The organism is Promicromonospora sp. MEB111 (assembly GCF_030209445.1).
Taxonomy (GTDB): Bacteria; Actinomycetota; Actinomycetes; order Actinomycetales; family Cellulomonadaceae; genus Promicromonospora.
Genome location: NZ_JARVSD010000016.1, coordinates 89,088 through 113,939, shown reverse-complemented (window position 1 = coordinate 113,939; position 24,852 = coordinate 89,088). Strand labels below are relative to the sequence as shown.

21 protein-coding genes are annotated in these 24,852 nt (G+C 74.8%); 10 read left to right on the top strand and 11 right to left on the bottom strand.

What is annotated here, in order from left to right:
* Nucleotide 1: 1 nt before the first annotated feature.
* On the bottom strand, nt 2-1,036 hold the full coding sequence (locus QRN56_RS19760) for an MBL fold metallo-hydrolase (RefSeq protein WP_285106091.1): 1,035 nt from the start codon (nt 1,034-1,036) through the stop codon (nt 2-4).
* Nucleotides 1,037-1,133: 97 nt separating this feature from the next.
* On the opposite strand from QRN56_RS19760, the gene QRN56_RS19755 reads away from it, so the two are divergent.
* On the top strand, nt 1,134-2,006 hold the full coding sequence (locus QRN56_RS19755; protein ID WP_285106089.1) for a LysR family transcriptional regulator: 873 nt from the start codon (nt 1,134-1,136) through the stop codon (nt 2,004-2,006).
* On the top strand, nt 2,003-2,905 hold the full coding sequence (locus tag QRN56_RS19750) for a serine hydrolase (RefSeq protein ID WP_285106088.1): 903 nt from the start codon (nt 2,003-2,005) through the stop codon (nt 2,903-2,905). The genes QRN56_RS19755 and QRN56_RS19750 overlap by 4 nt, the downstream gene beginning before the upstream one ends.
* A gap of 33 nt (nt 2,906-2,938) precedes the next feature.
* Here the strand turns inward: QRN56_RS19750 and QRN56_RS19745 are convergent, their stop codons facing one another.
* Nucleotides 2,939-3,991 (bottom strand): FUSC family protein, encoded by a 1,053-nt coding sequence (locus tag QRN56_RS19745; protein WP_285106087.1) that lies wholly within the window; start codon nt 3,989-3,991, stop codon nt 2,939-2,941.
* A gap of 102 nt (nt 3,992-4,093) precedes the next feature.
* On the opposite strand from QRN56_RS19745, the gene QRN56_RS19740 reads away from it, so the two are divergent.
* Nucleotides 4,094-4,561, top strand: a complete 468-nt coding sequence (locus QRN56_RS19740) for a hypothetical protein (RefSeq protein ID WP_285106085.1) — start codon at nt 4,094-4,096, stop codon at nt 4,559-4,561.
* A gap of 83 nt (nt 4,562-4,644) precedes the next feature.
* On the opposite strand, the gene QRN56_RS19735 is transcribed toward QRN56_RS19740, so the two are convergent.
* Together QRN56_RS19735 and QRN56_RS19730 are read right to left on the bottom strand one after the other, a co-directional pair.
* Nucleotides 4,645-7,662 carry a GH92 family glycosyl hydrolase gene (locus QRN56_RS19735; protein WP_285106083.1) on the bottom strand — a complete coding sequence of 1,006 codons (3,018 nt, stop codon included), beginning with the start codon at nt 7,660-7,662 and terminating at the stop codon, nt 4,645-4,647.
* A gap of 144 nt (nt 7,663-7,806) precedes the next feature.
* Nucleotides 7,807-8,646 (bottom strand): alpha/beta fold hydrolase, encoded by an 840-nt coding sequence (locus QRN56_RS19730; protein ID WP_285106081.1) that lies wholly within the window; start codon nt 8,644-8,646, stop codon nt 7,807-7,809.
* A gap of 132 nt (nt 8,647-8,778) precedes the next feature.
* Between QRN56_RS19730 and QRN56_RS19725 the strand changes: the two genes are divergently transcribed.
* Nucleotides 8,779-8,982: a hypothetical protein gene (locus QRN56_RS19725; protein WP_285106080.1), complete on the top strand. Its 204-nt coding sequence runs from the start codon at nt 8,779-8,781 to the stop codon at nt 8,980-8,982.
* A gap of 151 nt (nt 8,983-9,133) precedes the next feature.
* On the opposite strand, the gene QRN56_RS19720 is transcribed toward QRN56_RS19725, so the two are convergent.
* The 3 genes from QRN56_RS19720 to QRN56_RS19710 form a co-directional block, all read right to left on the bottom strand.
* The gene (locus QRN56_RS19720) at nt 9,134-9,970 is read right to left on the bottom strand and encodes a DUF899 family protein (protein WP_285106078.1); all 837 of its coding nucleotides are present in this window, start codon (nt 9,968-9,970) and stop codon (nt 9,134-9,136) included.
* Nucleotides 9,971-10,146: 176 nt separating this feature from the next.
* Nucleotides 10,147-10,506 (bottom strand): GntR family transcriptional regulator, encoded by a 360-nt coding sequence (locus QRN56_RS19715; protein ID WP_285106076.1) that lies wholly within the window; start codon nt 10,504-10,506, stop codon nt 10,147-10,149.
* Nucleotides 10,507-10,582: 76 nt separating this feature from the next.
* Nucleotides 10,583-11,020 carry a VOC family protein gene (locus QRN56_RS19710; protein ID WP_285106075.1) on the bottom strand — a complete coding sequence of 146 codons (438 nt, stop codon included), beginning with the start codon at nt 11,018-11,020 and terminating at the stop codon, nt 10,583-10,585.
* Nucleotides 11,021-11,103: 83 nt separating this feature from the next.
* Here QRN56_RS19710 and QRN56_RS19705 point away from each other — a divergent pair, with 83 nt between their 5' ends.
* From QRN56_RS19705 to QRN56_RS19695, 3 genes are all read left to right on the top strand, one after another.
* The gene (locus QRN56_RS19705) at nt 11,104-12,180 is read left to right on the top strand and encodes an N-acetylmuramoyl-L-alanine amidase (RefSeq protein WP_285106073.1); all 1,077 of its coding nucleotides are present in this window, start codon (nt 11,104-11,106) and stop codon (nt 12,178-12,180) included.
* Nucleotides 12,181-12,279: 99 nt separating this feature from the next.
* On the top strand, nt 12,280-13,224 hold the full coding sequence (locus QRN56_RS19700; protein WP_285106072.1) for a hypothetical protein: 945 nt from the start codon (nt 12,280-12,282) through the stop codon (nt 13,222-13,224).
* Nucleotides 13,225-13,315: 91 nt separating this feature from the next.
* Nucleotides 13,316-14,011, top strand: a complete 696-nt coding sequence (locus tag QRN56_RS19695; RefSeq protein WP_285106071.1) for a TetR/AcrR family transcriptional regulator — start codon at nt 13,316-13,318, stop codon at nt 14,009-14,011.
* Here the strand turns inward: QRN56_RS19695 and QRN56_RS19690 are convergent.
* Entirely contained in the window at nt 14,008-16,404 is a 2,397-nt protein-coding gene (locus QRN56_RS19690) for a glycoside hydrolase family 3 C-terminal domain-containing protein (protein WP_285106069.1), read from the bottom strand. The two genes, QRN56_RS19695 and QRN56_RS19690, sit on opposite strands and share 4 nt — an antisense overlap.
* Before the next feature lie 144 nt (nt 16,405-16,548).
* Here QRN56_RS19690 and QRN56_RS19685 point away from each other — a divergent pair, with 144 nt between their 5' ends.
* On the top strand, nt 16,549-17,886 hold the full coding sequence (locus tag QRN56_RS19685; protein WP_285106068.1) for an MFS transporter: 1,338 nt from the start codon (nt 16,549-16,551) through the stop codon (nt 17,884-17,886).
* Entirely contained in the window at nt 17,883-19,811 is a 1,929-nt protein-coding gene (locus QRN56_RS19680; RefSeq protein ID WP_285106066.1) for a glycoside hydrolase family 3 protein, read from the top strand. The genes QRN56_RS19685 and QRN56_RS19680 overlap by 4 nt, the downstream gene beginning before the upstream one ends.
* A gap of 180 nt (nt 19,812-19,991) precedes the next feature.
* Here the strand turns inward: QRN56_RS19680 and QRN56_RS19675 are convergent, their stop codons facing one another.
* Both QRN56_RS19675 and QRN56_RS19670 read right to left on the bottom strand, forming a co-directional pair.
* Complete coding sequence (locus tag QRN56_RS19675; RefSeq protein WP_285106064.1) at nt 19,992-21,008, bottom strand: hypothetical protein; 1,017 nt, start codon at nt 21,006-21,008, stop codon at nt 19,992-19,994.
* A 105-nt stretch (nt 21,009-21,113) separates the two neighbouring features.
* Nucleotides 21,114-22,556, bottom strand: a complete 1,443-nt coding sequence (locus QRN56_RS19670) for an FAD/NAD(P)-binding protein (protein ID WP_285106062.1) — start codon at nt 22,554-22,556, stop codon at nt 21,114-21,116.
* Between the two features lie 116 nt (nt 22,557-22,672).
* Between QRN56_RS19670 and QRN56_RS19665 the strand changes: the two genes are divergently transcribed.
* Entirely contained in the window at nt 22,673-23,947 is a 1,275-nt protein-coding gene (locus QRN56_RS19665) for a cytochrome P450 family protein (RefSeq protein WP_285106060.1), read from the top strand.
* Here the strand turns inward: QRN56_RS19665 and QRN56_RS19660 are convergent.
* Nucleotides 23,931-24,839: an alpha/beta fold hydrolase gene (locus QRN56_RS19660; RefSeq protein WP_285106058.1), complete on the bottom strand. Its 909-nt coding sequence runs from the start codon at nt 24,837-24,839 to the stop codon at nt 23,931-23,933. The genes QRN56_RS19665 and QRN56_RS19660 overlap by 17 nt on opposite strands.
* Nucleotides 24,840-24,852: the final 13 nt, after the last annotated feature.

Below are 24,852 nucleotides of genomic sequence, written 5' to 3'. Positions count from 1 at the left end.
GTCACAGCAGGTCCAGCGGCGTGCCGTACTCCGGGACCACCACGCGCGTTCCGGGCGAGAGCCGCCCGATCCGCTCGGTGAGGTCCAGCATCCGGCCCCGCGTGCGCTCGTCGGCGCGCGGCGGGTTGGTCAGGGGTGACTCGAAGTCGTCCCAGTGCACCAGGACGACCTGCTCGACGCCGTCCAGCGCCGCGAGCAGACGGCCCGCGTAGTCGGCGGTCACGTCCGTGCTCGGCACGGGCAGCGCCACCGTGTCGACGCGCAGGCCGTGCAGCGCCCGGTCGTCGTAGTCGCTGCCGCCGAGCAGCAGCACGGACCGGCCCTGCGGCGAGCGCAGCAGGTACGACAGGGTGTCGCCCTCCGGCAGGTCGGCGATCGTGCGGGGCCGCGCCGGGACCCGCGTGTGCACGCCGGGGAACAGCAGCCCGCCGGACGCCGTGCGGCTGTGCAGCGAGGGCACGACGCGCAGCACCAGGTCGCCCAGGTGCATCTCCTCGCCGCCGCGCACCACCGCGAGCTGTTCCCGGGGCACGCCCATGGCCAGCGCGAGGTGGTACCCGGTCAGCGTGGTGAACACGGTGGCCCCGCGGGTGCGGGCCAGGTGGGGCACGTCGGCGAAGTGGTCCCAGTGGGTGTGCGTCACCAGGACGGAGTCGACGGCGCCCTCCTTCGTCCCCGCCGCGCCGAGTGCGGCGTCGAGCGCGGCGGCGTCGACCCGCAGCCGGGTGGTGGCGCGGAACGTCCCGGCCGCCAGGCCGGTGTCGAACCGCGTGACGTACGGGTCGAGCAGGACCGTGGTCGCGGGGGTGCGGATGCGCCAGCCCGAGGTGCCGAGCCAGGCGAACGTGGCGAACCCGGCCGGGGCCGCCGTGGTCCCCGGGACGACGTCGGCGGCGGTGCCGGCGCCCGACGTCCGGGCCGCGCCCGGGACGGCGGTACCGGCGAGACCGCCGAGCACGCCCAGGGCCGCGGTCCCGGCGCCCGTCATCAGGGTGCGGCGGCTGAGGCCGCGGTTCGAGGTGGTGGGTGTCGTCATGCGGCACACCCTTCGCGAGGCCGTGGGCGAGAGTCAAAGAGTCTTGCCGACGCGACCCGAGTCGATCTTGATATGGCCCCCGCCTAGGCTCAGGGCCGTGGACCTCCTGAAGCACCTGGGCTTCTTCGCGGCCGTCGCCGACGCCCGGCACTTCGGCAACGCGGCCGCCGACCTCGGCATGACCCAGCCGCCGCTGTCCCAGGGCATCCTCCGGCTGGAGCGGCACCTCGGCGTGCGGCTCTTCGACCGCGACGCGCGCGGCGTGCGCATCACCGCCGCCGGGCGCCGGCTCCTGCCCTCCGCCCGCGAGCTGCTCGACGCCGCGGACGACCTCGTCGTCGCCGCCCGCGACCTCGCCCTGCCCGAGCAGGTCCGCCTCGGCATCGCCGCCGACCTGGAGGACGCCGTCCCCGGCCTGCTCCGGGCGGTCGGCGTCGACCTCGTCCCCAAGGCTCTCGCGAACGCGGGCGGCGCCGTGGTGCCCACGGTCGCGGGCAGCGTCGAGCTCGTCGACCTGCTGCGGGACGGTCTGCTCGACGTCGCCGTCGTGCGGCACCCGGGCGTGCTCGACGGACTGACGGCGGGGCCGGTGCTCGTGCTGCCGACCCGGCTGGAGGGTGTCGACGTGGGTGCCGGCGTCGGCCTCGCGGAGGTCCGGCTGCCCGTGGCCGTCCCGCCCCGCCACCACCAGCCGCCCGCGCACGACCAGCTCGTCGACGCCCTGCGCCGCGCCGGGCACAGCGGCGCGGTGGTCGAGGCGCGGGACACCGCACAGCGCCGGGCGCTGGTCGCGGCGGGTGCGGCGGTCGGCGTCGTGCCCACCACCGTGGAGCAGCCCGGCGATCCGTCGTGCCCGCCGCTGCGGCTGCGGGTCGCCGTGCCGCACGCCGCGCAGCGCCGGCCCGAGGTGGACCACGACGCGGTCGCCGCCGCGATCGAGCGGGCGCTCACATCGGGACCGGCCCGATGACACCCGTCGACACCTCCGCCGTCGTCGCGTCGCTCCGGGAGGTCGCGCGGGACGCGGGTGTCACGGCCCGGGTCCACGCGACCCGGCTGACCGGCCCGCCCGGGACGGTCGCCCTCGACGACGCCGAGCCCGTCGCGGTCGCCTCGCTCTACAAGCTGCCGCTCGCGCTGGTCTGGGCGGACCTCGTGGCGGCCGGCGACCTCGCCGCGGACCAGCCCGTGCGCCTCCCGGCGGACTCCCGCATGCCCGGCCCCACGGGCGTGGCGATGCTGCTCGACGACGTGTCGCTGACCGCGCGCGACGTCGTCCGGCTGATGCTCGCGGTGTCCGACAACGCCTGCGGCGACGCGCTCCTGACCCTGGTCGGCCGCGCACGCGTGCACGAGCACCTGGCGGCGCTCGGCCTCCCGGAGACCCTGGTGCGGCAGGGCTCGGCCGAGGAGACGCGCGCCGTGCTGCGCGACACCGGTACCGGCGACTGGGCCGCCGCCCAGCGGGCGCTCGCCGACCCGGACCGGGCCGCCGAGACGTCGCAGTACGACCCGGCGTTCGCGAGCGCCGGGACCGCCGCGCAGGTCGGCCAGGTGCTGCGCCTCCTGTGGTCGCGCACCGGCCCGGCCCACGACCTGGTGCGGGACGCGCTGGCCCACCAGGCGTGGCGGCACCGGGTGGGCAGCGGGTTCCCGCACGACGACGTCACGCTGCTCGGCAAGACCGGCACCCTCGGACGGCTCCGGCACGAGGCCGCCGTCGTACGGTTCCCGCACGAGCATCCCGTGGGTGTGGTGGTGCTGACCCGGGCTGCGCGGCCGGAGCGGCACCTGCCGCGGGTGGACGCCGCGATCGGTGAGCTGGCCCGCCTCGCCGTCGCGCCGCTGCGGCTGCCCGACGACGTCTGACCGCTCCGTACGACCGGTGACGCGCGACCGCCGTCAGCCCGCGGCGTCCTGCCGTCGCTCGTGGGTCAGGAGCGTGATCACCACGGCCACGACGACGCCCACGAGCGTGTCCACGGCGCGGTCGCTGACGAGGCCCGCGACGGGGACGGGATGCGCGAGGTGCGTCATGGACAGGGCGAGCGGCGTGATGAACAGCATCGCGACGGCGTAGTTGCGGCCCACGTACAGCTCGGCGCCGGCCTGCAGCAGCGCGGCGACCGCGATGACGACCAACGGCGGCGGTCCCGCCGTCAGCAGCGCCCACGCGAGCAGCACGCCCACCAGCGTGCCCGCGAGGCGCTGGGCGGCGCGCATCAGCGCCCCGGCCGCGTCCGGGGCCGACATCGGCACCACCGCGGCCACCATGGCCCAGTAGGGGTGCCCGACGGCGGTGGCGATCCCGCCCGCGACGGCCACGCCGGCGGCGTACCGCACGAGGTAGTGCGAGATCGTCCACTCCGGGCCCGTGGCCGTGGCCGTGCCTGTACCGGTGGCGGTGGCGACGGCCGGGAGCGGGCCCGGCTCGAACCGCGCGAAGGCGGCCGTCAGCGCGAGCGCGAACAGGACGGCGGCGACCGCGACGGCCAGGGCGACCGGCAGCCGGTCCGCCCCGGCCGGCACGGAGGAGCAGGCGCCCAGTGCGAACACGGGGAACAGCGGCCCGGGCGGGTGCCAGCGCAGCCGGTGCGACACGATCGCCACACCCGTGGCCCAGAGTGCGGCGACGGGCACCACCACCCACCCCGTGCCGGGGACGGCGGACGCCAGCACGGCGATCAGCGTGCCGACCAGCACCGACGCGACCAGCACGGCCCCCGCCTGGACCTGCATCACGAGGCGTGGCCGGATCGGCACCGTGCGGCCGAACAGGCTGGTGAACGCGCCGAACGTCGCGTACAGGGACCACTCCAGGTGGCCCGTCGCCCACAGCACCAGCATCGGCACGGCCACCGACGCGGCGGCCCGCAGCGCCACGGGCAGCTCCCCGCCGTACGGCCCCACGTGCAGCATCCGGCGCAGGTGGGGGAGCGGGGAGCGGGAGTTCATGACCTTTGCATCTTCCCACGCGGCCGGGGTGGGGATAACCCACGGCGCAGCACGGAGGACAGCCGGTTGGTGCGCCGAAAGCCCGCTGACCAGCATGGACACATGACCGAAACCGCACCGCACACGTTGCTCACAGGCCGGTCGCTCCGGATCGCCGCGGCCGGCGCGTTCGCGCTCGCGGTCGCGGCGGGGATCACCGAGGCCGTCGTCGCCGTCACCTCGATCGTGGCGCAGCAGGGGGCCGACGGCGCCCTCGTGACCCAGGTCGTGGCACGCGGCCTGATCTTCGCCGGCGCGCTGACCTGCGCCTGGTACCTGGCCCGCGGCCGGCGGTGGGCATGGTGGGCCCTCCTGCTCGGCCTCGGCGTGGTGGGGCTGGCCTCGATGCTGCTGCCCATGGCCGCCGCGCTGGCCGACGGCGCCTCCTGGTCCACCGTCTTCGAGCGCGACGTCGCGCCGCTCTTCCCCGTGATCCGCGCGCTGCACATCGTGTCCGTGCTGACGGGGGTCACGTTGATGCTGCACCCGGCGGTCCGCGCGAGCCTGGGCGCGCGCGGTCAGCACAGCTAGCCAGCGCCCCGCTGTGCGGGCGGAGACGAGCACGCACCTGCTGCCAGAACCGGCCTGGCCCTGGCAGCAGGTGCATGGTGGGTTCAGCCGGCCGGCGTCCCGGCCGGCACCGGCGCGGTCGCGACGTCGAACACGTGCATGATGCCGTGGTCCGTCGAGGCGGGCAGCACCACGGCGTCCACGGTCTTGTCCGGGTCCAGCGCCACGGGCCGCGTCGCGAACACGCGGAAGGTGCCCGTGCCCGACGTGCCGTTGCGGTTGTTGCGGCCCGCCACCTCGACCACGGTGGTGTTGCCCGCCGAGGGTCCCGCCGCCCAGTCGGTCAGCTCGACCTCGACCGGCTGGCGCGTGCCGTCCGTGTACTCGACGTATGCCGTACCGCGTGCGGGACCGTTCGTGGCCAGCCCGAGGAACGAGACCGCCGCCGCCGGCGCGTCCTCCAGGTCGATGCGCTGACCGGCGACGATCCAGTTGTCCGGCTCGCCCACGCCGGCGTCGGGCCAGGTGAAGGCGACGCCGGTGTCCGCGCCGTCCACGCGCAGGGGCAGGCGCGCCCCCGGCGTGGCGCCAGCCGCGGCCAGGCCCTCGCGCGACAGCGACCAGTCGCTCAGGTCGATCGACCCCAGGTTCCCGCGGCCGTCGTGGGTGGTGCCCACGTTGTTCCGGCCGTCCATCCCCTCCGTGTACGACGGCGGGACGTCGTCCGCGCCGGCGCCCCACGTGCCGGCGGTCGTGGACATGCTGAACCGCAGCGTGCCGCCCGTGCGGGCGAACGACGAGTCGATCCAGGAGGCGCTCTGCGCGCGACCGTTCACCCGCAGGCCGGTCGTGTACCGGCGCTCGCTGCTCGCGCCCGGCGCCACGATCTCGTAGTCCCGGCGGCTGTCGGCGGCGTCGATCGTGATGCGCTCCCACAGCGGGGCGCTCACCACCAGGTCCGCGGTGCCGTAGACCACGGGGTAGATGCCCAGGTTGGCCCAGACGTACCAGGCGCTCAGCCCGCCCTGGTCGTCGTTGCCCGGCAGGCCCGTCGGCGTCGTGTCGTACAGCTCGTCGACGGCGCGGTGCAGCACGTCCGTGGTCTTGTGCGGCTTGCCGAGCCAGTTGTAGACCCACGGGGAGCTGAAGGACGGCTCGTTGCTGAGATAGTTGCCGGTCTGCGTGTACGCGCCGGCGTCGAGATCTTCCATGAGCACGTCGAGCGCCTGCTCGGCGGCCTCCGCCCCGCCCCGCTTGGTGACGAGCGTGCCGACGTTGTGCGGCACCATCCAGCCGTACTGGTAGCCGGTGGACTGGTTGAACTGACCGCGGCCCGCCGCGTCGTCCCGCACGCGCAGGTCGAAGGACCGGTCGAAGCCCGTGCGCTCGCGCGGGCGGATGTGCCGCGTCACCGGGTCGAAGACGTTCTGCCACGACTGGGCGCGGACCATGAGCGCATCGTGCGCCTTGTTGTCGCCGAGGCGCTCGGCGAGCTGCGCGATGGCGAAGTCCTCGATCGAGTACTCCAGCACGCGGGCCGTGGCGAAGCCGCCCTTGCGGTTCTCGATCATGCCCGTGGCGAGGTACTGGTAGGCGTCCGGACGGGTGCTGGTGTCGCCGGGCAGGGACTGGGTCTCCAGCAGGGAGGCCAGCGCGGCCTCGCGGTCGTAGGCCTTTGCGCCGAAGTCGTCCATCGCGGCCAGCGCGATCGGCAGCGAGTCGGCGGCCATGCGGGCCTGCACCAGGTTGTAGGTCGGGCCGTCGTACCAGGTGCCGGTCTGCTGAGCCATGAGCACGAGCGACTGGGCGATGTCCTCCGCGACCTTCGGGAACGTCATCGCCAGGAGCTGGGCGTGGCCGCGGTAGAAGTCCCAGCCGGCGAAGTTCACGTAGAGGTGCCGACCCTTCTCCACGCGGCGCACCTCGCCGTCGTAGCCCACGTACTGCCCGTTGACGTCCTCGAAGACGTTCGGCTGCTGCAGCACGTGGTAGAGCGCCGTGTAGAGCTTGGTGCGCTCGGCGTCGGTGTCCGAGCCGGCGTCGGGGCCGTCGCCACCGGAGACGTCGATGGTGCCCAGCGCGTCGCGCCAGGCGTTGCGAGCGCCCACGCGGACGGCGTCGAAGCTCTTGTGCCGCACCTCGGTGACGCGGTTGAGCGCGGCGTTCTCGACGCTCGTGTAGCTCAGGCCGATGCGGGCCGTCACGGTGCTGCCCGGCTCGAAGCCGAGGTAGGCCCCCGTCCCGTGCTTCGTGTCGGTGCCGACGGCGTGGTCCTGGCCCGGCGTGACCCGGCCGTCGTCCCACACGCCGTGGCTGCGGATCGGCTGGTCGAACGTCGCGGAGAAGTGGACCGTGTAGAAGGTGCCCTGGTTGCAGACGGCGCCCGCCGTGACCGTGCCGGTCACGGTGCGGCGCTCCGCGTCGACCGTCACCTCGCTGGCCCGGATCGAGTTGTTCGACCCGGCGACGTCGAGCAGCAGGGTGGCGCCGTCGGCGTCCCTCGGGAACTCGAAGCGGCTGACGGCGGTGCGCTCGGTCGCGGTGAGCTGCGTGGTCACGTCGTTGCCGGTGGTGACCTCGTAGAACCCGGGCTTGGCGCGCTCGTCGTCGTGGCTGAACGGCAGGTAGTAGTCGCGGATGTTCGCCGCCGGGTCGGTCGGCAGCGCGCCCTCGGGCAGGGCGCCCGTGAAGGGCAGGACCGGGAAGTCGAAGCCGCCGTAGTTGCCGGTGCAGCCGGTGCCCGAGATGCGGGTCATGCCGAAGCCGCGGATCCGGTCGGCGGTGTACTCGTACCCGCCCTTCTCGCCGTTGCTGCCCTCGCGGTAGGTCGTGGGGCTGGACTGCACCAGGCCGAACGGCGCCGTCGCGCCCGGGAACGTGTTCCCGTAGGCGTCGTTGCTCTTGTTCTCCGTGGTGTCGAGCTCGGTGCCGATGAAGGGGTCGACGGCGTCGACGGGCGAGAGCTCGCGGGGGTGTGCTGTCGCCTGCTGGGCCGATGCCTGCTCGGCTGCGGGCTGGGCCGCCGCGGACAGCGTGACGGCGGGGGTGAGCGCGAGGAGCGTCACCACCCCCGCCGCGAGCGCCGCTCGGTGTGGTGCTGGGCGCCACCTGGATGAGGACATGACTGGTTCCTGACGTGTCCGGGGAAGGGTCGGCTCAGTGTGTTGTCCGAGGTCTTCGCCCAGGTGAGCGCCGCACGGCCGCCGGATGAACGCGCGGTGGCGGCCCGACTACCGCGTGCGGCGTGGCTGCCGCGTGCGGCGCGGCTACCGCCGCAGGAAGTCGGTCACCACCGCGAGGAACTCGTCCGGGGCCTCGTCGTGCACCATGTGGCCCACGCGGATCTCCACGAGCCTGCCGTGGGCCACGCTGCCGGCGAACTCCGCGAGGTCCGCCTGGTCCACGTTGCTCGTGGGACCGCCCGCGACGACGAGCACCGGCGCCTCGATCCCCAGCGCGTCGTCCCACCAGGCCGGGTCGGGGTCGCCGCGCTGGGCGCGCAGCGCGTTGACGAGCGGCCAGTCGAACGGGACGGGGTGGTCCGGCTCGTCGAACGGCTCGAACCGCGGCCCGCCGGTGCGGGGCGGGGTGGCGTCCTCGAGGACGAGCCGGGTGACGGGGGCCGGGGCCGGCTGGGCGGTGACCGGCGTGGTGGCGTTCAGGGCGGCGGTGACCAGGGCGGCGGTGACGGCGCCCATCGAGTGCCCGACGATCGCGAGGCCGCCCGGGGCGGTCACGCCGAGCGCGGCACAGAACGCGAGGGTGTCGGCCGTCATCAGCTCGTACGAGTACTGCCCGGGCCGGTCGCTCTCGCCGTGGCCCCGCGCGTCGGGGGCCAGGACCTGGTAGCCGAGGGCCGCGAGGTCGTCGAGCAGGGGCTCCCAGGACAGCGAGCTCTCCCCGAGGGCGTGCAGCAGGAGCAGTACCGGGGCGGACGGGTCACCGGCCTCGCGGTAGGCGAGGCGCAGGCGGCTGGTGTCGGCCGGCGTGGCGGGCGTGGGCGTGCCGGTGGGCGCGGTGCCTGTGGGCGCGACGTCGTCGTCGTGCCGGACGGGTGCGTGGTGGATGTCGACGTGGCGGACCGGGTGCTGTGCTGCGGTGGTCATCCGCGCAAGTATGCCGATCCCGCGACCTGCTGCTGACCAGCGGGAACATCCCACAGCGAAAATCCGCTGACCGCGTAGGTGTCCGGCCGCTACGGTCGGGCGTCGCTGACGCACCGGACGGAGGTGAGACGCGTGAGCAGCAACAAGAAGAACCGCGCCCGGCACAAGCACGCGCTCCCGGCCGAGGCCGTGCGGGAGCGTGCCGAGCACGCCCGGTCGGGAGCGGCCGGCGTGCACGTCGACCAGCAGGCCCGGGCCTACCGCACCGGCGCCACCAACCGCGTGGGTTCGCGCTCGGCACGAGTGCGCGCCGCGATCCGCGCCGACCTGCGCTGACCGGCTGACCGAGGTGCGCTTCTACCCAGTCATCGTGCCCGAAACACAGCTCGTTCCGGGCCCGATGACTGGGTAGAAGCGCACCTTCGCAGCCGCACCTCCGCACCCGCGCCTTCGGCCGACGGCGGCCGGCGGGCGGCAGGGGCGGCGGTCAGTGGTGGTGGTGCTCGGCCGTCGTCACCGGCGTCGCGCCCGGGCGGGTCCACTGGATGGCGGGCCGCCCGCCCGTCCAGCTGTTCCCGACGCCGTCCTCGTGGGTGCGCCAGAACCAGCCCGGACCCTTGCCCTCCGGCCAGCCCTCGGGGGAGTCCTGCCACGACTCGATCCGGCCGCGCGCCGTCATGTCGAGCAGCGCGAGCGCGGGCATCGTGGCCTCCGCGCCGCGCCCCGTGACGGAGTTGGTCAGATAGACGCGGTCACCCTGTCGCAGGAAGCACACCCAGGTGCCGAACTCGCCGCCGCCCACGATCTCGTCCGCGCCGTTCTGCTCGGAGTAGTCCAGCACGGAGTACCAGTGCTCCGGGTACCCCATGAACTCGACGAACGGCGCGAGCTCCGCGTAGGGCGCCTTCGCGAACACCGCGAACGAGACGCCGCGCGCGGTCAGGTAGGCCGGGTCCTGCACCGCCCAGTAGGTCAGGGTGCAGCCCTCGCACTGGTTCTCGAACGGCTCGCCCGGGTGCCACATGTGCTTGTAGACGATCAGCTCCTCGCGGCCCGCGAACAGGTCCAGCAGCGTCGTGGGCCCGTCCCGTCCGACGACGACGGCGCCGGCGTCGACCTCCGTCATCGGCAGCCGGCGCCGGGCCGCCGCGATCGCATCGCCCTCGTGCGTGTGCGCCTTCTCCCGCACGAGCAGCTCGTCGCGCTCGGCCTGCCAGGCGGCCCGGTCGACGACGGGCGGCACGCCGGGGGAGTCGGGCCGGGCGCTCGCGGCGTCGTGTGCGGTGCCGTCCGGTGCGGGGTGGTGCTCCTGTGACGTGGTCATGTGCTCTCCTCGTGCGACGGTCCGGTCGGTACGCCGTTCGCAGGCGCCCCGAGGTACTGACGACCGGCTCTGCCGAAGATCATCGGCCGGCACCTCACCACCACGACGAACGAGCCTGGCGGAACTCGACACCCAGGGCACGGTCGGCAGCCCGACCTTGTCGGGCAGACTGCCGGCTAGCGCAGCGCCGCCGAGACGATCTCCAGGGCCTCGGCCCGGCTGATCCCGAGCGCGCGGGCCGTCTCCGCGTACTGCGCCGCGGCGTCCTGGGCCAGGGCGAGGCGCTGGTTGCCGGCCGCGCTGACGAACGTCCCGGCGCGGCCGCGGGTCTCGACCAGCCCGGCCGCCTCCAGCTCGCGGTACGCGCGGGCCACGGTGTTGACGGCGATCCCGAGGTCGGCGGCCAGGGCCCGCACGGTCGGGAGCCGGGCGCCGACGGGCAGCGTCCGGTCCGCCATCTGCTGGGCGAGCGTGGTGCGCACCTGCTCGTACGGCGGGACGGAGGACTCGGCGTCGATGCTGATCACGCTCGCCACAGTACAAGCGTGGCACGCCCGGGACAGGCTGGGCGCGGCCCACACGACGCGGTCCCGCCCGGTCACGCCGGCCCCGTCACACCACGCAGAGCTCGTTGCCCTCCGGGTCGCGCACCGTGACGTGGTCCAGGCCCGCCGGCCCGGGGACCTCCCACGCGATCGTGCCGCCTGCCGCGACCAGCTCGGCGACCTTGGCGCGGATGCGCTCCTCGCGTACGGGGGGCGGGGCGTCCCGTCCGCCCGAGACCTGCAGGTCCACGTGCACGCGGTTCTTGACCGTCTTGGGCTCGGGCACCCTGAGGAACGCCACGGACGGCAGCCGGCCCTCGGGGTCGGCGAGGTAGGCGACGTCGTGCCATTCCTCCTCGGGCACGCCCTGGGCGGCCAGCCAGTCCTCCCACGAGCCCCAGCCCGCGGGCGGCGGCCGCTCGGCGTAGCCGAGCGCGAGCATCCAGAACGGGGCGACCACGCTGACGTCGGCGCAGTCGATCGTGAGGGACCAGGCGGTGGTCATACCCGCACGCTAAGGGGTCGCCCCGCCTCGCGCACGGTGGTAGACATGACCGACATATACGGAACATGGCGCGAGGGGGAACCGTGGCTGAGACGTACGAGATCAAGGGTGAGGGCGGCGTCGTGCTGGAGGTGCTCGGGCCCGACGACCAGCCGCAGGGCGAGGTGACCGAGCCCTGGGCGGCCCCGGAACCCACCGAGGCACCCGAGACCCCTGAGGCGCCCGGGACCCCCGAACCCACGACCGCCCCCGCACCGCCCGAGCCGTACGTCGAGCCCACCGCCACGGTGAACATCGCGACCCGGGCCTCCTGGGGCGCCCGCTACCCCGACGGCGACCTGACGCTGACCGGCCCCGCCGTCGAGGTGTGGGTGCACCACTCGGTCACGGCGCAGCTCTCCCCGGACGCGAGCGTGGCCGCCGAGGCCGAGCAGATGCGGGCGCTGGAGAGTGTGGGCCAGACCCGGTTCGGCACCGGCATCTCCTACAACGTGGTCGTCTTCCCCTCCGGCCGGGCCTACCAGGGCGTGAGCTGGAACCGGCGCGGCACCCACACCGGCGGGCGCAACAGCACCTCCCGCTCCATCTGCTTCGCCGGCAACTACGAGACCAACAACCCCACCGCCGCCCAGATCTCCACCGCCGCGGCCATCTACGGCGCCGGCAAGGGCCGCTGGTGGACCCAGGGCGCGCCGCTCGGCGGCCACCGCGACGTCTCGCAGACCGCCTGCCCCGGGCGGAACCTGTACGCGCGCCTCGACGACATCCGCGCCGGCGAGGGTTCCACCCCGCCCAGCCCGGGGGAGCCCGGCGGCCTGACCGTCGACGGCTTCTGGGGCTCGTCCACCACCCGCCGCCTTCAGCAGGAGCTCGGCACCACGGTCGACGGCGTCGTCTCGTCCCAGAGCATCGCCTGGCGCGACGTCAACCCCGGCCTGACCACCGGCTGGCGCTGGGTCACCGACGCCCAGGGCTCCCGTGTGATCGCCGCCCTGCAGCGCAAGATCGGCATGCCCGCGGACCAGCGCGACGGGAAGATCGGCCCGCAGACCATCCGCGCCCTCCAGCGCTACCTCGGCACCCCGGTCGACGGCGTCATCTCCCGCGAGTCCCGCGCCGTCATGGCCCTGCAGCGGCGCCTCAACCAGGGCCGCGTCTGACGGCGCCCGGCTGGCCCGCCTTCGTCCGACGACGGCGGGGTCCGACCCGCACCGCAGGTCACCGGCCCCGCCCGCGCGATCGCGGCTAGTCTCGCGTCCATGACCGACGCCGCCCAGCGCCCCGCACCCGACCAGTCCGCCGGCCGCCCCGCGCCCGACCCGATCCCCCTCGGCACCGCACCCCGGCCCGCCCTCGGCGCCGACCTGGAGGCCCGGATCCGCGCGACGCTCGCGGACGAGATCGGCAGCCAGGCCCTGGGGCTGGACCGCGCGCCGATCACCGCGGAGCTCGACGGCGCGGACATCGCGTCCGCCGTCATCGACCTGTCGGGCGTCGTCGTGCGCCTGCCGGAGGCCCCGGCCCAGCCCGTCCACAACGGCCTGCCCGGCCACCCCGCCCGGCCCGCGTCCGCCGCGAGGCGCTGGCACCCCGAGGTGGTCGGCCACGAGCCCGGGACGCTGCGCCACCTGCGCGTCGACGCGCACCAGCTCGTCGTGGTGGACCTGCCCGTGGACATCACCGCGGAGCTGACGAACCTGCGGTTCGACTGGGTCGAGGGGTCCGACGGCCGCGTCGGCATCCAGCCCGTCGAGCCCAGCGCCGACCACCCGGTCTCCGGCCACGCCCGGGTCGCCGTCGACAAGGCGGGCCTGGTCACGACGGCGCGCGGGGTGCTCACGGTCGTCCTGCTGCAGCAGGGCATCACGCTGACCGGGTTGGACCTCGACGTGGTCTCGCGAGGTCCGCGGGCGGCGACGCTCCGGGTCGACGCCGCGATCAAGAAGGGCGTGTTCCTCTCGGCACGGGTGCAGGCCACGGCGTCGGTCAGCATCGACGAGAACATGGTGCTCGCCGTGCGCGACGTGCAGCTCGGCAGCGGCAACCCGCTGGTCGCCGCGCTGCTCGGGACGATCCGCGGCAAGGTCGAGGCCGCCACCAGCCGGGACATCGACCTCGCCGAGAAGCTGCCGGACGGCGTCCGCCTGGCCGACGTCCGCCTGGACGTGGACCGCGAGATCGTGGCCAGCGCCCGCCTCGCCTGAGCCCGAGGCGGAACCGCAGGCTCAGGCGACAACGAGCGGGGCGTAGCGGCCCGAGACCGTCGCGCCGCCCCGGCCGGGGTACGTTGGGCGCATGTCCGTCAGCGCTCAGACCGGCCCGTCCACCAGGACGAAAGCCACCGCCGGCACCGGAACCGCCCGCACCCGCGCCGCCGGCACCGCGGCGACGACGGGTCAGCGCGGCGGCTACGCCAAGGGTCGCGCGACGCAGCAGGAGATCATCCGCACGGCGATCCTCGTGTTCGCCGACGTCGGCTTCCACGGCGCCTCCCTGCGGGACATCGCGGCCCGGGTGGGCATCTCCCACCCGGGCCTGCTGCACCACTTCCCCAACAAGGCCGCCCTGCTGGAGGCCGTGCTGGAGTACCGCGACGCGGTGGACGAGCAGTCCTTCCAGGAGGACCTCGAGCGCGGCTCCGACTACTTCGAGGCCCTGCTGAACGTCGTGGAGCGCAACCGCCTGCGCCGTCCGCTCGTCGAGTTGTTCGCCGGCCTGTCCACCGAGGCGACGTCGCCCGACCATCCCGCGCACGACTACTTCCAGCGCAGGTACGCCCGCGTGCTGGGCGAGCAGTCCCAGCTCCTGCGGGAGCGGGCCGCACGCGGCGGCCTCGCTCCCGGCGTGGACCCGGACCAGGCGGCGCGCACCGTGGTGGCGCTCATGGACGGCCTGCAGATCCAGTGGCTGCTGTCCCTCGAACGGCCGGGGGCGCAGCGCGTGGACATGGCCGCCGACCTGCGCGGCTACCTGGATCTCATCCTGCGCTAGCCGTTGGCCTCCGCCAGCAGCGCCGTCAGGCCGTCCCGGTCGAACCCGCCCATGCCGAAGTCGGCCACGACGGTCAGCGGCATGTCGCCGATCATCCCGAGCATGTCCTCGGCGACGGCGCCGCCGTGCACCAGGGCCTGGATGTGCGGCCCGACGACGGGGTGCGCCATCGCCTCGGCCACCGTGGACAGCGGCTCCAGCGGCAGGCGCACGTCCTCGCCGTCGACGACGACGGTGGCCGAGCCGCGCAGGTCGCGCGACGACGCGCCCACGGAGACGACGAACTCGCCGCCCTCGACCACCCAGCGGCGCAGCACGGGGTGCCAGTAGGCCAGGTCGCGGCCCGTGAGATCGAGGGTGAGCTCGCGCGACTCGCCCGGCGCCAGGTCGACCTTCGCGAACGCCTTGAGCTCGCGCTCCGGGCGCTGCACCTGGGCCGCGGGGTCGCCCACGTACACCTGCACCACCTCGGCGCCGGACCGGTCGCCCGTGTTGGTGACGGTCACCCGCACGCGCACCGCGGCGCCGTCCGCGGCGTCGTCGTCCGCCGCCGTCGCGTCGGGGCGCAGCACCTCGGCGGCGACGCCGTCGTAGGCGAAGGTGGTGTACGACAGGCCGTGGCCGAACGGGTAGGCGACGTCCGCCTGCCGCGCGTCGTACCAGCGGTATCCCACCAGCAGGCCCTCGCCGTAGCGGACGTGTCCCAGCTCGCCGGGGAAGTTGCCGTAGGACGGGTTGTCCGCCAGGCGCAGCGGGATGGTCTCGGCCAGGCGCCCGGCCGGGTTCACCGCCCCGAGCAGCACGTCGACGACGGCGGAGCCACCGGCCTGGCCGCCCAGCCAGCCCTCGACCACGGCCGGGGCGAGGTGCCGCCACGACGCGACCGAGACGGCCGAGCCGTTCGCCAGCACCACCACGACCCGCGGGTTGATCGCGGCCACGGCCTCCAGCACCGCGACCTGCTCCGCGGGCAGGTCCATGTGGGCGCGGTCGAAGCCCTCCGACTCGTAGGAGGCGGGCAGCCCCAGGAACACCAGCACCGTCCCGGCGGCGCGGGCCACCTCGACGGCCTCGGCCAGCAGGGCCGCCGCGTCCGTGCCCGAGCCGGCGTCGGCGCCGTCGACCGTGTAGCCCGCGGCGAACGGCACCTCGGCGCCCGTGGCGGAGCGCAGCGCGGACAGCGCGTCGTCGAGCCGCGTGGGGTTGACCTGCGAGGATCCGGCGCCCTGGTAGCGCGGCGTGCGGGCCAGCTCGCCGATCACGGCGACGCCGTCGACCGCGGCGAGGGGCAGCAGCGGCACCCCGGTCGGGCCGTCACCCGAACCGCCGGCGGGGACGGCGTCGTTCTTCAGCAGCACCGTGCCCGCGGCCGCGGCCTCGCGGGCCAGGGCGTGGTGGGCGTCGACGTCGAAGCCCTCGCCGGAGGCGGCCGCGGCGTCCAGCGCCGGAAGCGAGCGCGCCACCAGCCGCAGCACGCGGCGGGCCGCGACGTCGACCACGGCCTCGTCGAGCGTGCCGGCGCGCACCGCGGCGACCACCTCGGCGTCGGTCCGGCCGCCCGAGGCGGGCATCTCCAGGTCCAGCCCGGCCGCGACGGCGGCGACCCGGTCGCGCACCGCGCCCCAGTCGGACACGACGAGCCCCTCGAAGCCCCACTCGTCGCGCAGCACCTCGGTGAGCAGCCAGTGGTTCTGCGACGCGTAGACGTCGTTGATCTTGTTGTACGAGCACATCACGGTCCACGGCTGTGCCCGCTTGACCACGCGCTCGAACCCGGGCAGGTAGATCTCGCGCAGGGTGCGCTCGTCGACGTCGGCCGAGACGCGCATGCGGTCGGCCTCCTGGTTGTTGGCCGCGAAGTGCTTCAGGGACGTGCCGACGCCCTGGGACTGGATGCCGTCCACGAGCGCGGCGCCGAGCTCGCCCGAGATCACCGGGTCCTCGGAGAGGTACTCAAAGTTGCGGCCGTTCAGCGGCGAGCGCGTGATGTTGATGCCGGGGCCCAGCAGCACGGCGACGTCGTTGGCGCGGGTCTCGCGGCCGAGCGCCTCGCCCACGCGGCGCAGCAGCGCGGGGTCCCAGGTGGAGCCGAGCGTGGCCGCGGGCGGGAAGCAGGTGGCGGGCACGGAGGTGCCGAGCCCCAGGTGGTCGGGGGACTCGGCCTGCTTGCGCAGCCCGTGCGGGCCGTCGGTGACCATGACGCCGGGTACGGCAACCTCCGGGCGGTCGACCGGCTGCGTGGTCCAGAAGTCCAGGCCCGACAGCAGCGACGCCTTCTCCTCGAGCGTGAGGGCGGCGAGCACGCGTTCGACGTCGAACGCGCGGCCCGAACCCGGGCCCGTGGTGCCCGGAACTGCCGCTGCCGGGGCCTCGGTGGTCTCCTCGATGGTCATGGGTGCGCTCCTTAGCCTGGTCTGTTGCGTAGCAAACCTACCGAGTGGTAGGAATTCAAAAACTACCACCTGGTAGGCCGACGTCGACAGCGGCCCGCCAGGGCCCGACCAGCCGGGGCAGTGCTGCCCCACTCAGGAGAGACCATGGCAACCCTCGACTCGCCTCCCGCGCCGCAGGACCCGGCGGCCGCGGCACCACGCTCGGCCCAGCCCTCGGACCAGGAACCGGCGCGGCGCCGGGAAGGCGGCACCGGCCTCGTCCTCGCCTACGTGGCCGCGTTCTTCGCGCTGTACGTGGCGCTCCTGACCCCGGTCATCAGCACCCTGGCGCTGCGGGTCAGCGCCCTGTCCACCCCGGAGTCGCGCGCGGCCGACCTGGCCCTGGTGACCGGTGTGGGCGCGTTCTTCGCGTTCGTGGCGAACCCGCTCGCGGGCGCCCTGTCCGACCGCACCACCTCCCGCCTCGGCATGCGCCGCCCCTGGCTGCTGTGGGGCGTGCTGCTCGGCTCCGTCGGCATCGCGATCATCGCGGTCGCGCCGAACATCGCGGTGGTCGCCATCGGCTGGGCGATCGCGCAGACGGCGTTCAACGGCACGCAGGCCGCCCTGCAGGCCCTGCTGCCGGACCAGGTCTCCGAGCGCCTGCGGGCCCGCGTCTCCGGCTGGCTCGGCATCGCGCAGAACCTCGCGCCGCTGGCCGGGATCGGTATCGCGGCCTGGCTGACGGCGGCCGGCGCGGGCTCGGCCTGGCTGTTCCTGCTGCCCACGGCGCTGGCGATCGTCGGCGTGCTCGCGCTGGTCGCCGTCCTGCGGGACCGCCGCCTGGACCCGGCCGACGTCGAGCCGTTCCACCTGGGCCGCTTCCTCGGGGGCTTCTGGGTCTCGCCGCGCAAGCACCCCGACTTCGGCTGGGCCTTCGCCGGGCGCTTCCTGCTGCTGTTCGGCTTCGCGCTCTACAACAGCTACCAGGTGTACTTCCTGCAGGACCGGTTCGGCATGGACGAGCCGACGGCGCTGGGCTGGCAGCTGCGCCTGATGGTGCTCCAGGCGGCCGTGCTGCTGCTGGCGGGCGCCGCGGGCGGTGCGCTGTCGGACCGCACCGGCCGCCGCAAGGTGTTCGTCGTCGTCTCCACCGTGCTCGCGGGCGCGGGCCTGCTCGTCTTCGCGTTCGCCGGCGCGCCCGGTCACCTGTACCTCGGTGCCGCGCTGTTCGGCGCGGGCCTGGGCGCGTACTTCGCCGTCGACCTGGCACTCGTGACCGACGTGCTGCCCAACCGCGAGACCGAGGCCGCGAAGAACATGGGCGTGTTCAACATCGCCAACGCCCTGCCGCAGTCGCTCGCGCCGGCCCTCGCGCCCGCACTCCTGGCGATCGGCCCGGCCTCCGGGGCGGGCGGCAACTACACCTCGCTGTTCCTGGTGGGCGCGCTGGTGGCCGTCGTCGGCGCCGTGAGCACCATGTTCATCCGGGGTGCGCGATGACGGCCACCGACGCGGCCCGCGACGCGGCCCGCGGGGCACCGCACCCGGCGGTGCCGTACCGCGACCCCGCGCTGCCCGTCGCCGAGCGCGTCGCCGACCTGCTGGGTCGGATGACCCTGGCCGAGAAGGCCGGGCAGATGTTCCAGACCATGGTCGAGGTGGGTCCCGGCGGGACGCTCGCCGACGAGCCGTCCGACCACGGCATGCCCGGCACCTCCGACCTGGTGCTGGACCGGCACCTGACCCACCTCAACGTGCTCGCCGCGCCGCCTACGGCCCGTGAGTTCGCCGCCTGGCACAACCGGCTCCAGCGCCTGGCCGCCGGCACCCGGCTGGGCATCCCGGTGACCATCGCCTCCGACCCGCGGCACGGCTTCACGGACAACCCGGGCGCGGCCCTGCTGTCGGGGCCGTTCTCGCAGTGGCCCGAGACGCTGGGCCTGGCCGCGACCCGCGACGAGCGGCTGGTCGAGGAGCACGGCGACGCCGCGCGCCGGGAGTACCTCGCCGTCGGCATCCGCACGGCGCTGCACCCGCAGGTGGACCTCGTGACCGAGCCCCGCTGGGCGCGCGGCGGGGGCACCTTCGGCGAGGACGCCGACCTCACCGGACGGCTGGGCGCCGCCTACGTGCGCGGCCTCCAGGCCGGCGGTGCCGTCGCCCGGGCCGCCGGGCTGGACGGCGCGTTCGGCCGCGACAGCGTGTCCACGATGACCAAGCACTTCCCGGGCGGCGGCCCGCAGCTCGACGGCGAGGACCCGCACTTCGCCTACGGCCGCGAGCAGGTCTACCCGGGCGGGCGGTTCGACCTGCACCTGGAGCCGTTCAAGGCGCTGCTCGCCGCCGGCACGCGGCAGATGATGCCGTACTACGGCATGCCCGTGGGGCTGCGCGCGGACCTCGGCTCCGGTCCGGAGGACGTGGAGCAGGTCGGGTTCGGCTTCAACCGCGGCGTGCTGACGCGGCTGCTGCGCGAGCACCTCGGGTTCGACGGCATCATCTGCACCGACTGGGGCCTGGTGACCGACGCTCAGATGTTCGGCCTCCCGTTCCCCGCCCGCGCCTGGGGCGTGGAGCACCTGAGCCCGCTGGACCGCGTGGCGAAGATCCTCGACGCCGGTGCCGACCAGCTCGGCGGCGAGGCGTGCCCGGAGCACGTCGTGGAGCTCGTGGAGTCGGGACGGGTCGCCGAGGAGCGGATCGACGCGTCGGTGCGGCGCCTGCTGGCCGAGAAGTTCGAGCTCGGTCTGTTCGACGAGCGCCGGTACGTCGACGAGGACGCCGCCGCCGTCGTCGTCGGGAGCGCGGACCTGGTCGCCGCCGGGCGGCGGGCGCAGTCCCGGTCGGTGACGGTGCTGCAGAACGCGGGCGGCGGTGCCGGCGGCGTCGGCGGGGGAGCGGGCGGCGCGGCACGCCTGCCGCTCGCACCCGGCCTGCGCCTGTATGCCGAGGGTGTGCCCGACGGCGAGGTGGCCGGGTTCCGGCGCGTGGCCTCGCCCGCCGAGGCCGACGTGGCGGTGCTGCGCCTCGACCCGCCGTTCGAGGTGCGAGGCCCGGGCTTCGAGAGCTTCTTCCACGCGGGGTCGCTCGAGCTCGCCGACGACGTCGTGGCCCACGTCGCCGAGGTCGCCGCGGCCGTGCCGACCGTGGTGGACGTGCACCTGGACCGCCCGGCGGTCCTGACGCCGCTGGCCGAGCTGCCCGGCACGACCACGCTCGTCGTCACGTTCGGCGTGGGCACCCCCGCGCTGCTCGACGCGCTCACCGGGGCGGTCCCGCCCGAGGGCCGGCTGCCGTTCGACCTGCCCCGGTCGACCGCGGCGGTCGAGGAGTCCCGCTCGGACGTCCCGTTCGACACGGCGGACCCGTTGTTCCGCTTCGGCGACGGCGAGTCGCTCCCCGTGGGGGACGACGTCGCGGCCTGACCCGCCGTCTGCCGGTGACCTCACCCTCAACCCGAGGTTGAGACAGCGCGAACCTTCAACCTCGACTTGAACCTGAGTGCGCCGCCGTCCGCCCCCGGTGTTGACCACAGCAGTTCCTGCCACGAGAGGCGATCTCCCGGCAGGAACTGCTGTGGTCAACGCCAGGGGGGCGGGTTCGGGTCAGAAGGGGTTCGTGGCGTATGTGCGGTTCAGTGGTTCCGGGATGCGGAAGTAGTTCGCCGACAGGCCCGCCGGGTCCGTCGCCAGGGCGCCGCGGCCCGGGACGTCGTTGCCGTCGTCCCAGCCCCACGGGGCGTTCGCGGAGTTCTGGGTGCAGGAGATGCCGCCGTCGCCGCAGCTGCCCGACGCGTCGCCCGCGAAGGTGCCCGCGCTCGCGAAGAGCTGGGTGTTGTTCCGCTGCGCCCACAGGCCGCCGGCTGCGTGGATGTCCACGAGGCGGTAGGACACGTCCCGGTCGTCCGGGTGCTCGGGCACCTCGGCGCGGCCGGCCGGGTAGTAGATGACGCCGTCGCCCTTGATGTCGTACCCGGGGCGCGCCTTGAGGCCGTGGCCCTTGGCCTCCTGGGCCGTGACCGGGTGGGCCAGGCCGTCGTGCGGGCTGGTCGCGAGCTGCAGCGTGCCGTCGATCGTCTCGGCGCCCGCGCCCCAGGTGCTGCCCTGCGGGGTGTACGAGTAGAAGTCGGTGTGCGCCACGGTGACGGCGCCGCGCAGCGTGCCGTAGGTCGAGCCGTCCTTCTGCACGGCGACCATCACGCCCTCGGCGTCGTTCTCGTGCTCCGTGTCGAAGATCGAGTCCGACCAGTCCCGCGGGTGGAAGAACATGTAGGTGACGAACCAGTGGGTCGACGTCTCCATGACCGAGTAGTAGGCGGTGGCCGCCAGCGGGTAGCTGCCCGTGTTCTCCCAGTTGTTGCGCGCGTTCAGGTCGCCGTCGAAGTCGTACGCCGCGAGGTAGTCCGATCGGCCGCCCAGGGCGTTGGTCCCGGTCTGGTCGACGTCCTGGTAGTGGATCGGCGCCCAGCGCTGAGCCAGGTCGGCGTTGCTCGCGGCTGACACCTCGGCAGTGCTCGCGGCCGTCGGTCCCGCGGCGGCGGAGCCCGCCGCCGCGATCCCCAGGGCGACCACGGCCGCCGTCGCGCCGGCGGCCAGTGTGAGTGTTCGTGCAGGTCCAGGCATCTGTGTCCCTCGTCCCGGTCGGTGTGACAGGTGGGTGTTCGAGGGAAGACTTCACCCCACGTGTTGCCGTAGGGCAACCGTGACATGGCAGTTCGATGACCAGTGCTAGCCCAGCAGGTCGTCCGCCAGCAGGTCGTGCGCCAGACGGGCGGCCTGCCGGCGCAGGTCCGGCACCGACGTGCACTCCCACTCCAGCCCGCGGCGGGCCAGGCCCATGGCGCGCAGCCGCGGGTGGCCGACGCCGGCGGCGTCGACCAGCGCGGCGTCCGGCGTCAGGTCGAGGCCCGTGCCGAGCCGGTGGGGGCGCATCACGCCGCGCGCGACCAGCCCGTCCACCAGGGGGTTCCAGCCGGGCGAGGTCAGGGCCGGGAGCCCCGTGGCGCCGACCACGAGGTCGAACGCGGACGTGTCCGGGCCGGCCCCGCCCGAGCCCGGCCCGCCCAGCACCGCCTCGACCGTGGAGACGGTGAGCACGCCGTCGGCGAGCAGCTCGTCCACGTGGGTGCGCATCGCGTGCGACATGCGGTGCCGCACGTTCTCCCACGAGCGCGCGTGCTCGCGCTGGAACGCCGCCTGCTCGTCGGCCGTCAGCCGGGACCAGACGGGGTTGACCTGCGGGCGGACGGCGTCGATCACCGCGCGCCAGTCGCGGCCGGCCGCGCGCTCCGCGGCCACGTGCCGCCGCACCGTGTCGAGGGCCGCGTCGAGCGTGCCGGTCGGCGTGAGGGTGCCCGTGAGCGTGCTGCCGAGTTCGTCGCCCGGCCTGCCGCCAGGCCTGCTGCCGTACGTGGCGCTGGGCGTGGCGCCGGGCTCGCCCGCAAGGTCGACCTCCACGGCCGGCGGCAGCGGGTCGGCGGCGTGCGCCGCGGGCAGGGCACCGCCCCGGGAGACGGCGGTGAACGTCGCGCCCGGCAGCAGCGGGTGCAGGTGCGCGACGACGTCGAGCGTGGTCAGGCCCGTGCCCACCACCAGTACCCGGCGCGCGCCCGCGGCCTGGTCGTCGAGGTCCGGCGACCAGGGGTCCGCGACGTACCGCTCGCCCCACGGCTCGTACTCGGGCAGCCGCACCGGCGGCGGGGTGCCGAGGGCGAGGACGGCGGCGTCGGCGCGCAGGGTGCCGCCGTCGGCGAGGGTGAGCGTGACGCCCGGCTCGGGACCGTCCACGACGTCCACGACCGTGCCCCGCACGTGCTCGACCGCGGACCCGTCGGGCACGGGCACCGACCCGAGCAGCTCGGTGAGGTAGCGGCCGAAGTCGGCGCGCTGCAGGAATGTGCCTGGCTCGGCGGCGACGCCGGCGGAGGCGCACCAGCGCAGCAGGTGCTCCGGATCGTCGTCGTAGGCGCTGAGCCGCGCGACCACGGCGTTGAGGGTGTGCCGGGGGTCGGTGGTCCGGTAGGGGAGGCCGCGGCCGGGTGTCTCCGCGGGGTCGACCAGGAGGACCCGGACCTGCCGGTCCGGTCCGTGCGACGCGGCCGCACGCACGAGGTGGGCCGAGAGGATGACGCCGGCGGCCCCGCCGCCGACGACGGCGATGGTCCGCTGCATGGCCCGAGGATAACGGTTGCGACCAGGGCCGATGTATTACCGCGCATCGGACATGAGGTACATTCCGGCTAAAAGACGTGGCGCGCGCCTCTGTCGCGCACAGAACCTGGGGAGCCATGACAGTCACGACGTCCACCCAGTCGGAGCGCCTGACCGACCTGGCCGGCCTGGCCGACCTCACGCCGCTCAGCGAGACCACGAGCGGCCCCGACCCTGCCGCGGTGTACGAGGCGCTGCGTGCCCGCTGGGGGAACGTGGCCCCCGTGCTCCTGGAGCCGGGCGTGCCGGCCTGGCTCGTGCTGGGGCACCGGGAGCTGGTCACGGTGCTGCGCAACGAGGGCCTGTACTCGCGCGACGCGCGCAACTGGGGCCTGTTCGCGGACGGCACCGTCGGCCCGGGCAGCGGCGTCGGCGGGATCCTGGCCCCGCGGGACGGCATCTACTACGTGGACGGCGCGCGGCACCGGCATCTGCGCCGGCTGGTCGACGACGCGTTCGAGAGCGTGGACGAGCACCGCCTCGCGGCGACCGTCGAGTACTGGTGCGGCCTCGCGCTGGACCGCGTGCTGGCCGCGGGCGAGGCCGACCTCGTGGCCGACTACGCGCGCGCCGTCCCGCTGCTGGTCATGTCCACGATGTTCGGCCTCGACCCGGAGCAGGCCCGCGCGATGCTCGGGCACGCGCGCAAGGTCTTCCAGGCCAAGGGGGCGGCCGGTGTCGAGTCGCTCAACGCGCAGCGCGCGCTGATCTCCGACCTGATCGCCGACCGCCGCGCGGCGCCGTCGGACGACCTGACCTCGGCGATCCTGCGGCACCCGAGCGCGCCCACCGACCTGGACGCACAGAGCGCGGTGTCCGCCACGCTCATCCTGGGCAGCGAGTTCGAGGTCGGGTGGATCACGCAGGCGCTGCGCCTGCGGCTCACCGACCCGCGGTTCGACGGGCGCTCGGGCGGCCGGCTCTCCGCGCCGGACACGCTGGAGGCCGTGCTCGGCTCCACGCCGCCGGCCCCGAACGCGGCGCCGCGCTTCGCCCTGGCCGACACGACGCTCGGCGACCGCGCGATCGCGGCCGGTGACGCCGTGGTGCCCGGCATCCTGGGCGCGAGCGCCGAGTCCCGGGGGACCGGCGACGACATCTGGCTCGAGTCGGGCAACCTCTCCTACCTCACGTGGGGCGCCGGCCCGCACGCGTGCCCGGCGCGCCGCCCCGCGACGCTGATCGCCCAGATCACGGTCGAGGCCGCGCTGCGCCGCCTCGGCGGGGTCGCGCTGACCGTGCCGCCGGAGGCGCTGCGCTCGGCCGGGACGCTCTTCTCGTCCGCGCCGCGGGAGCTGCCGGTGCGGTTCGAGGTGCCCAGGCCGGCTAGGCCGGTCAGGCCGGAGCGCTGATCGCGAGCATCTCCGGCACGACCACGGCCCAGGCGGCCCGCGGCGGGTACTGGTGCCCCACGCCGGGCAGCAGCACGAGCCGCGCGCCGTCGATCGCGGCGGCCAGCGCCGCGCCGTGCTCGGGCGGGAACAGCGGGTCGGCGTCGCCGTGCAGCACCAGGGTGGGCACGGAGACGTCGGCGAGCGTGCCGTGCACGGGGCTGCTCCCGACCAGGAAGTGGTTGGCCGCGGCCGCCGGGTCGATCGACCGGCGCACGATGCGGCGCGCGGTGGCCAGCGTGTCCGTCTCGTCGTAACCCGGCCCGGCGAACGCCCGCTCCGCCGCGACGATCGAGCGGACGACGTCGTCCGGGTCGCTCCAGTCGGGGTCCGGCGGCGGGGAGTGGAACTGGGCGGCCGCCTCCGGCGTGGGGCCGGGCAGGTCCGGCCCGCCGGGGTCGCGGACGACCGGGCTCGTCGACATCAGCGTGAGCGACGCGACCCGGTGCGGGTGCTCGATCGCCGTCTGCTGCGCGATGCCGCCGCCCATCGACACCCCGGCCAGGTGCGCGCGGCCGATCCCGAGCGCGTCGAGCAGCCGCACCGGATCCAGCGCCAGGTCGTCCCCGGTGTACGACGGCGCCCCGGGCGGGTCGGTCCGGGAACGTCCGGTGTCGCGGTGGTCGTAGCGGATGACGTATCGGCCTGTCGGGCCGTCGGTCGTGCTGCTGGGCTGGCTCTCGGTCGTGCTGCCCGGCGGGCCGCCGTCGGCCAGGGCCTGGCAGAAGTCCTCGTGCCACCAGTCCATGGGGCCCCCGATGCCGCCGATCAGGAGGATGGTCGGGTCGGCAGGGTCGCCGAAGGTCTCGGCGCACAGCGATGCGCCCGGTACGTCGACAAGGGTCTCTGTCATGAGGTTGTGACGA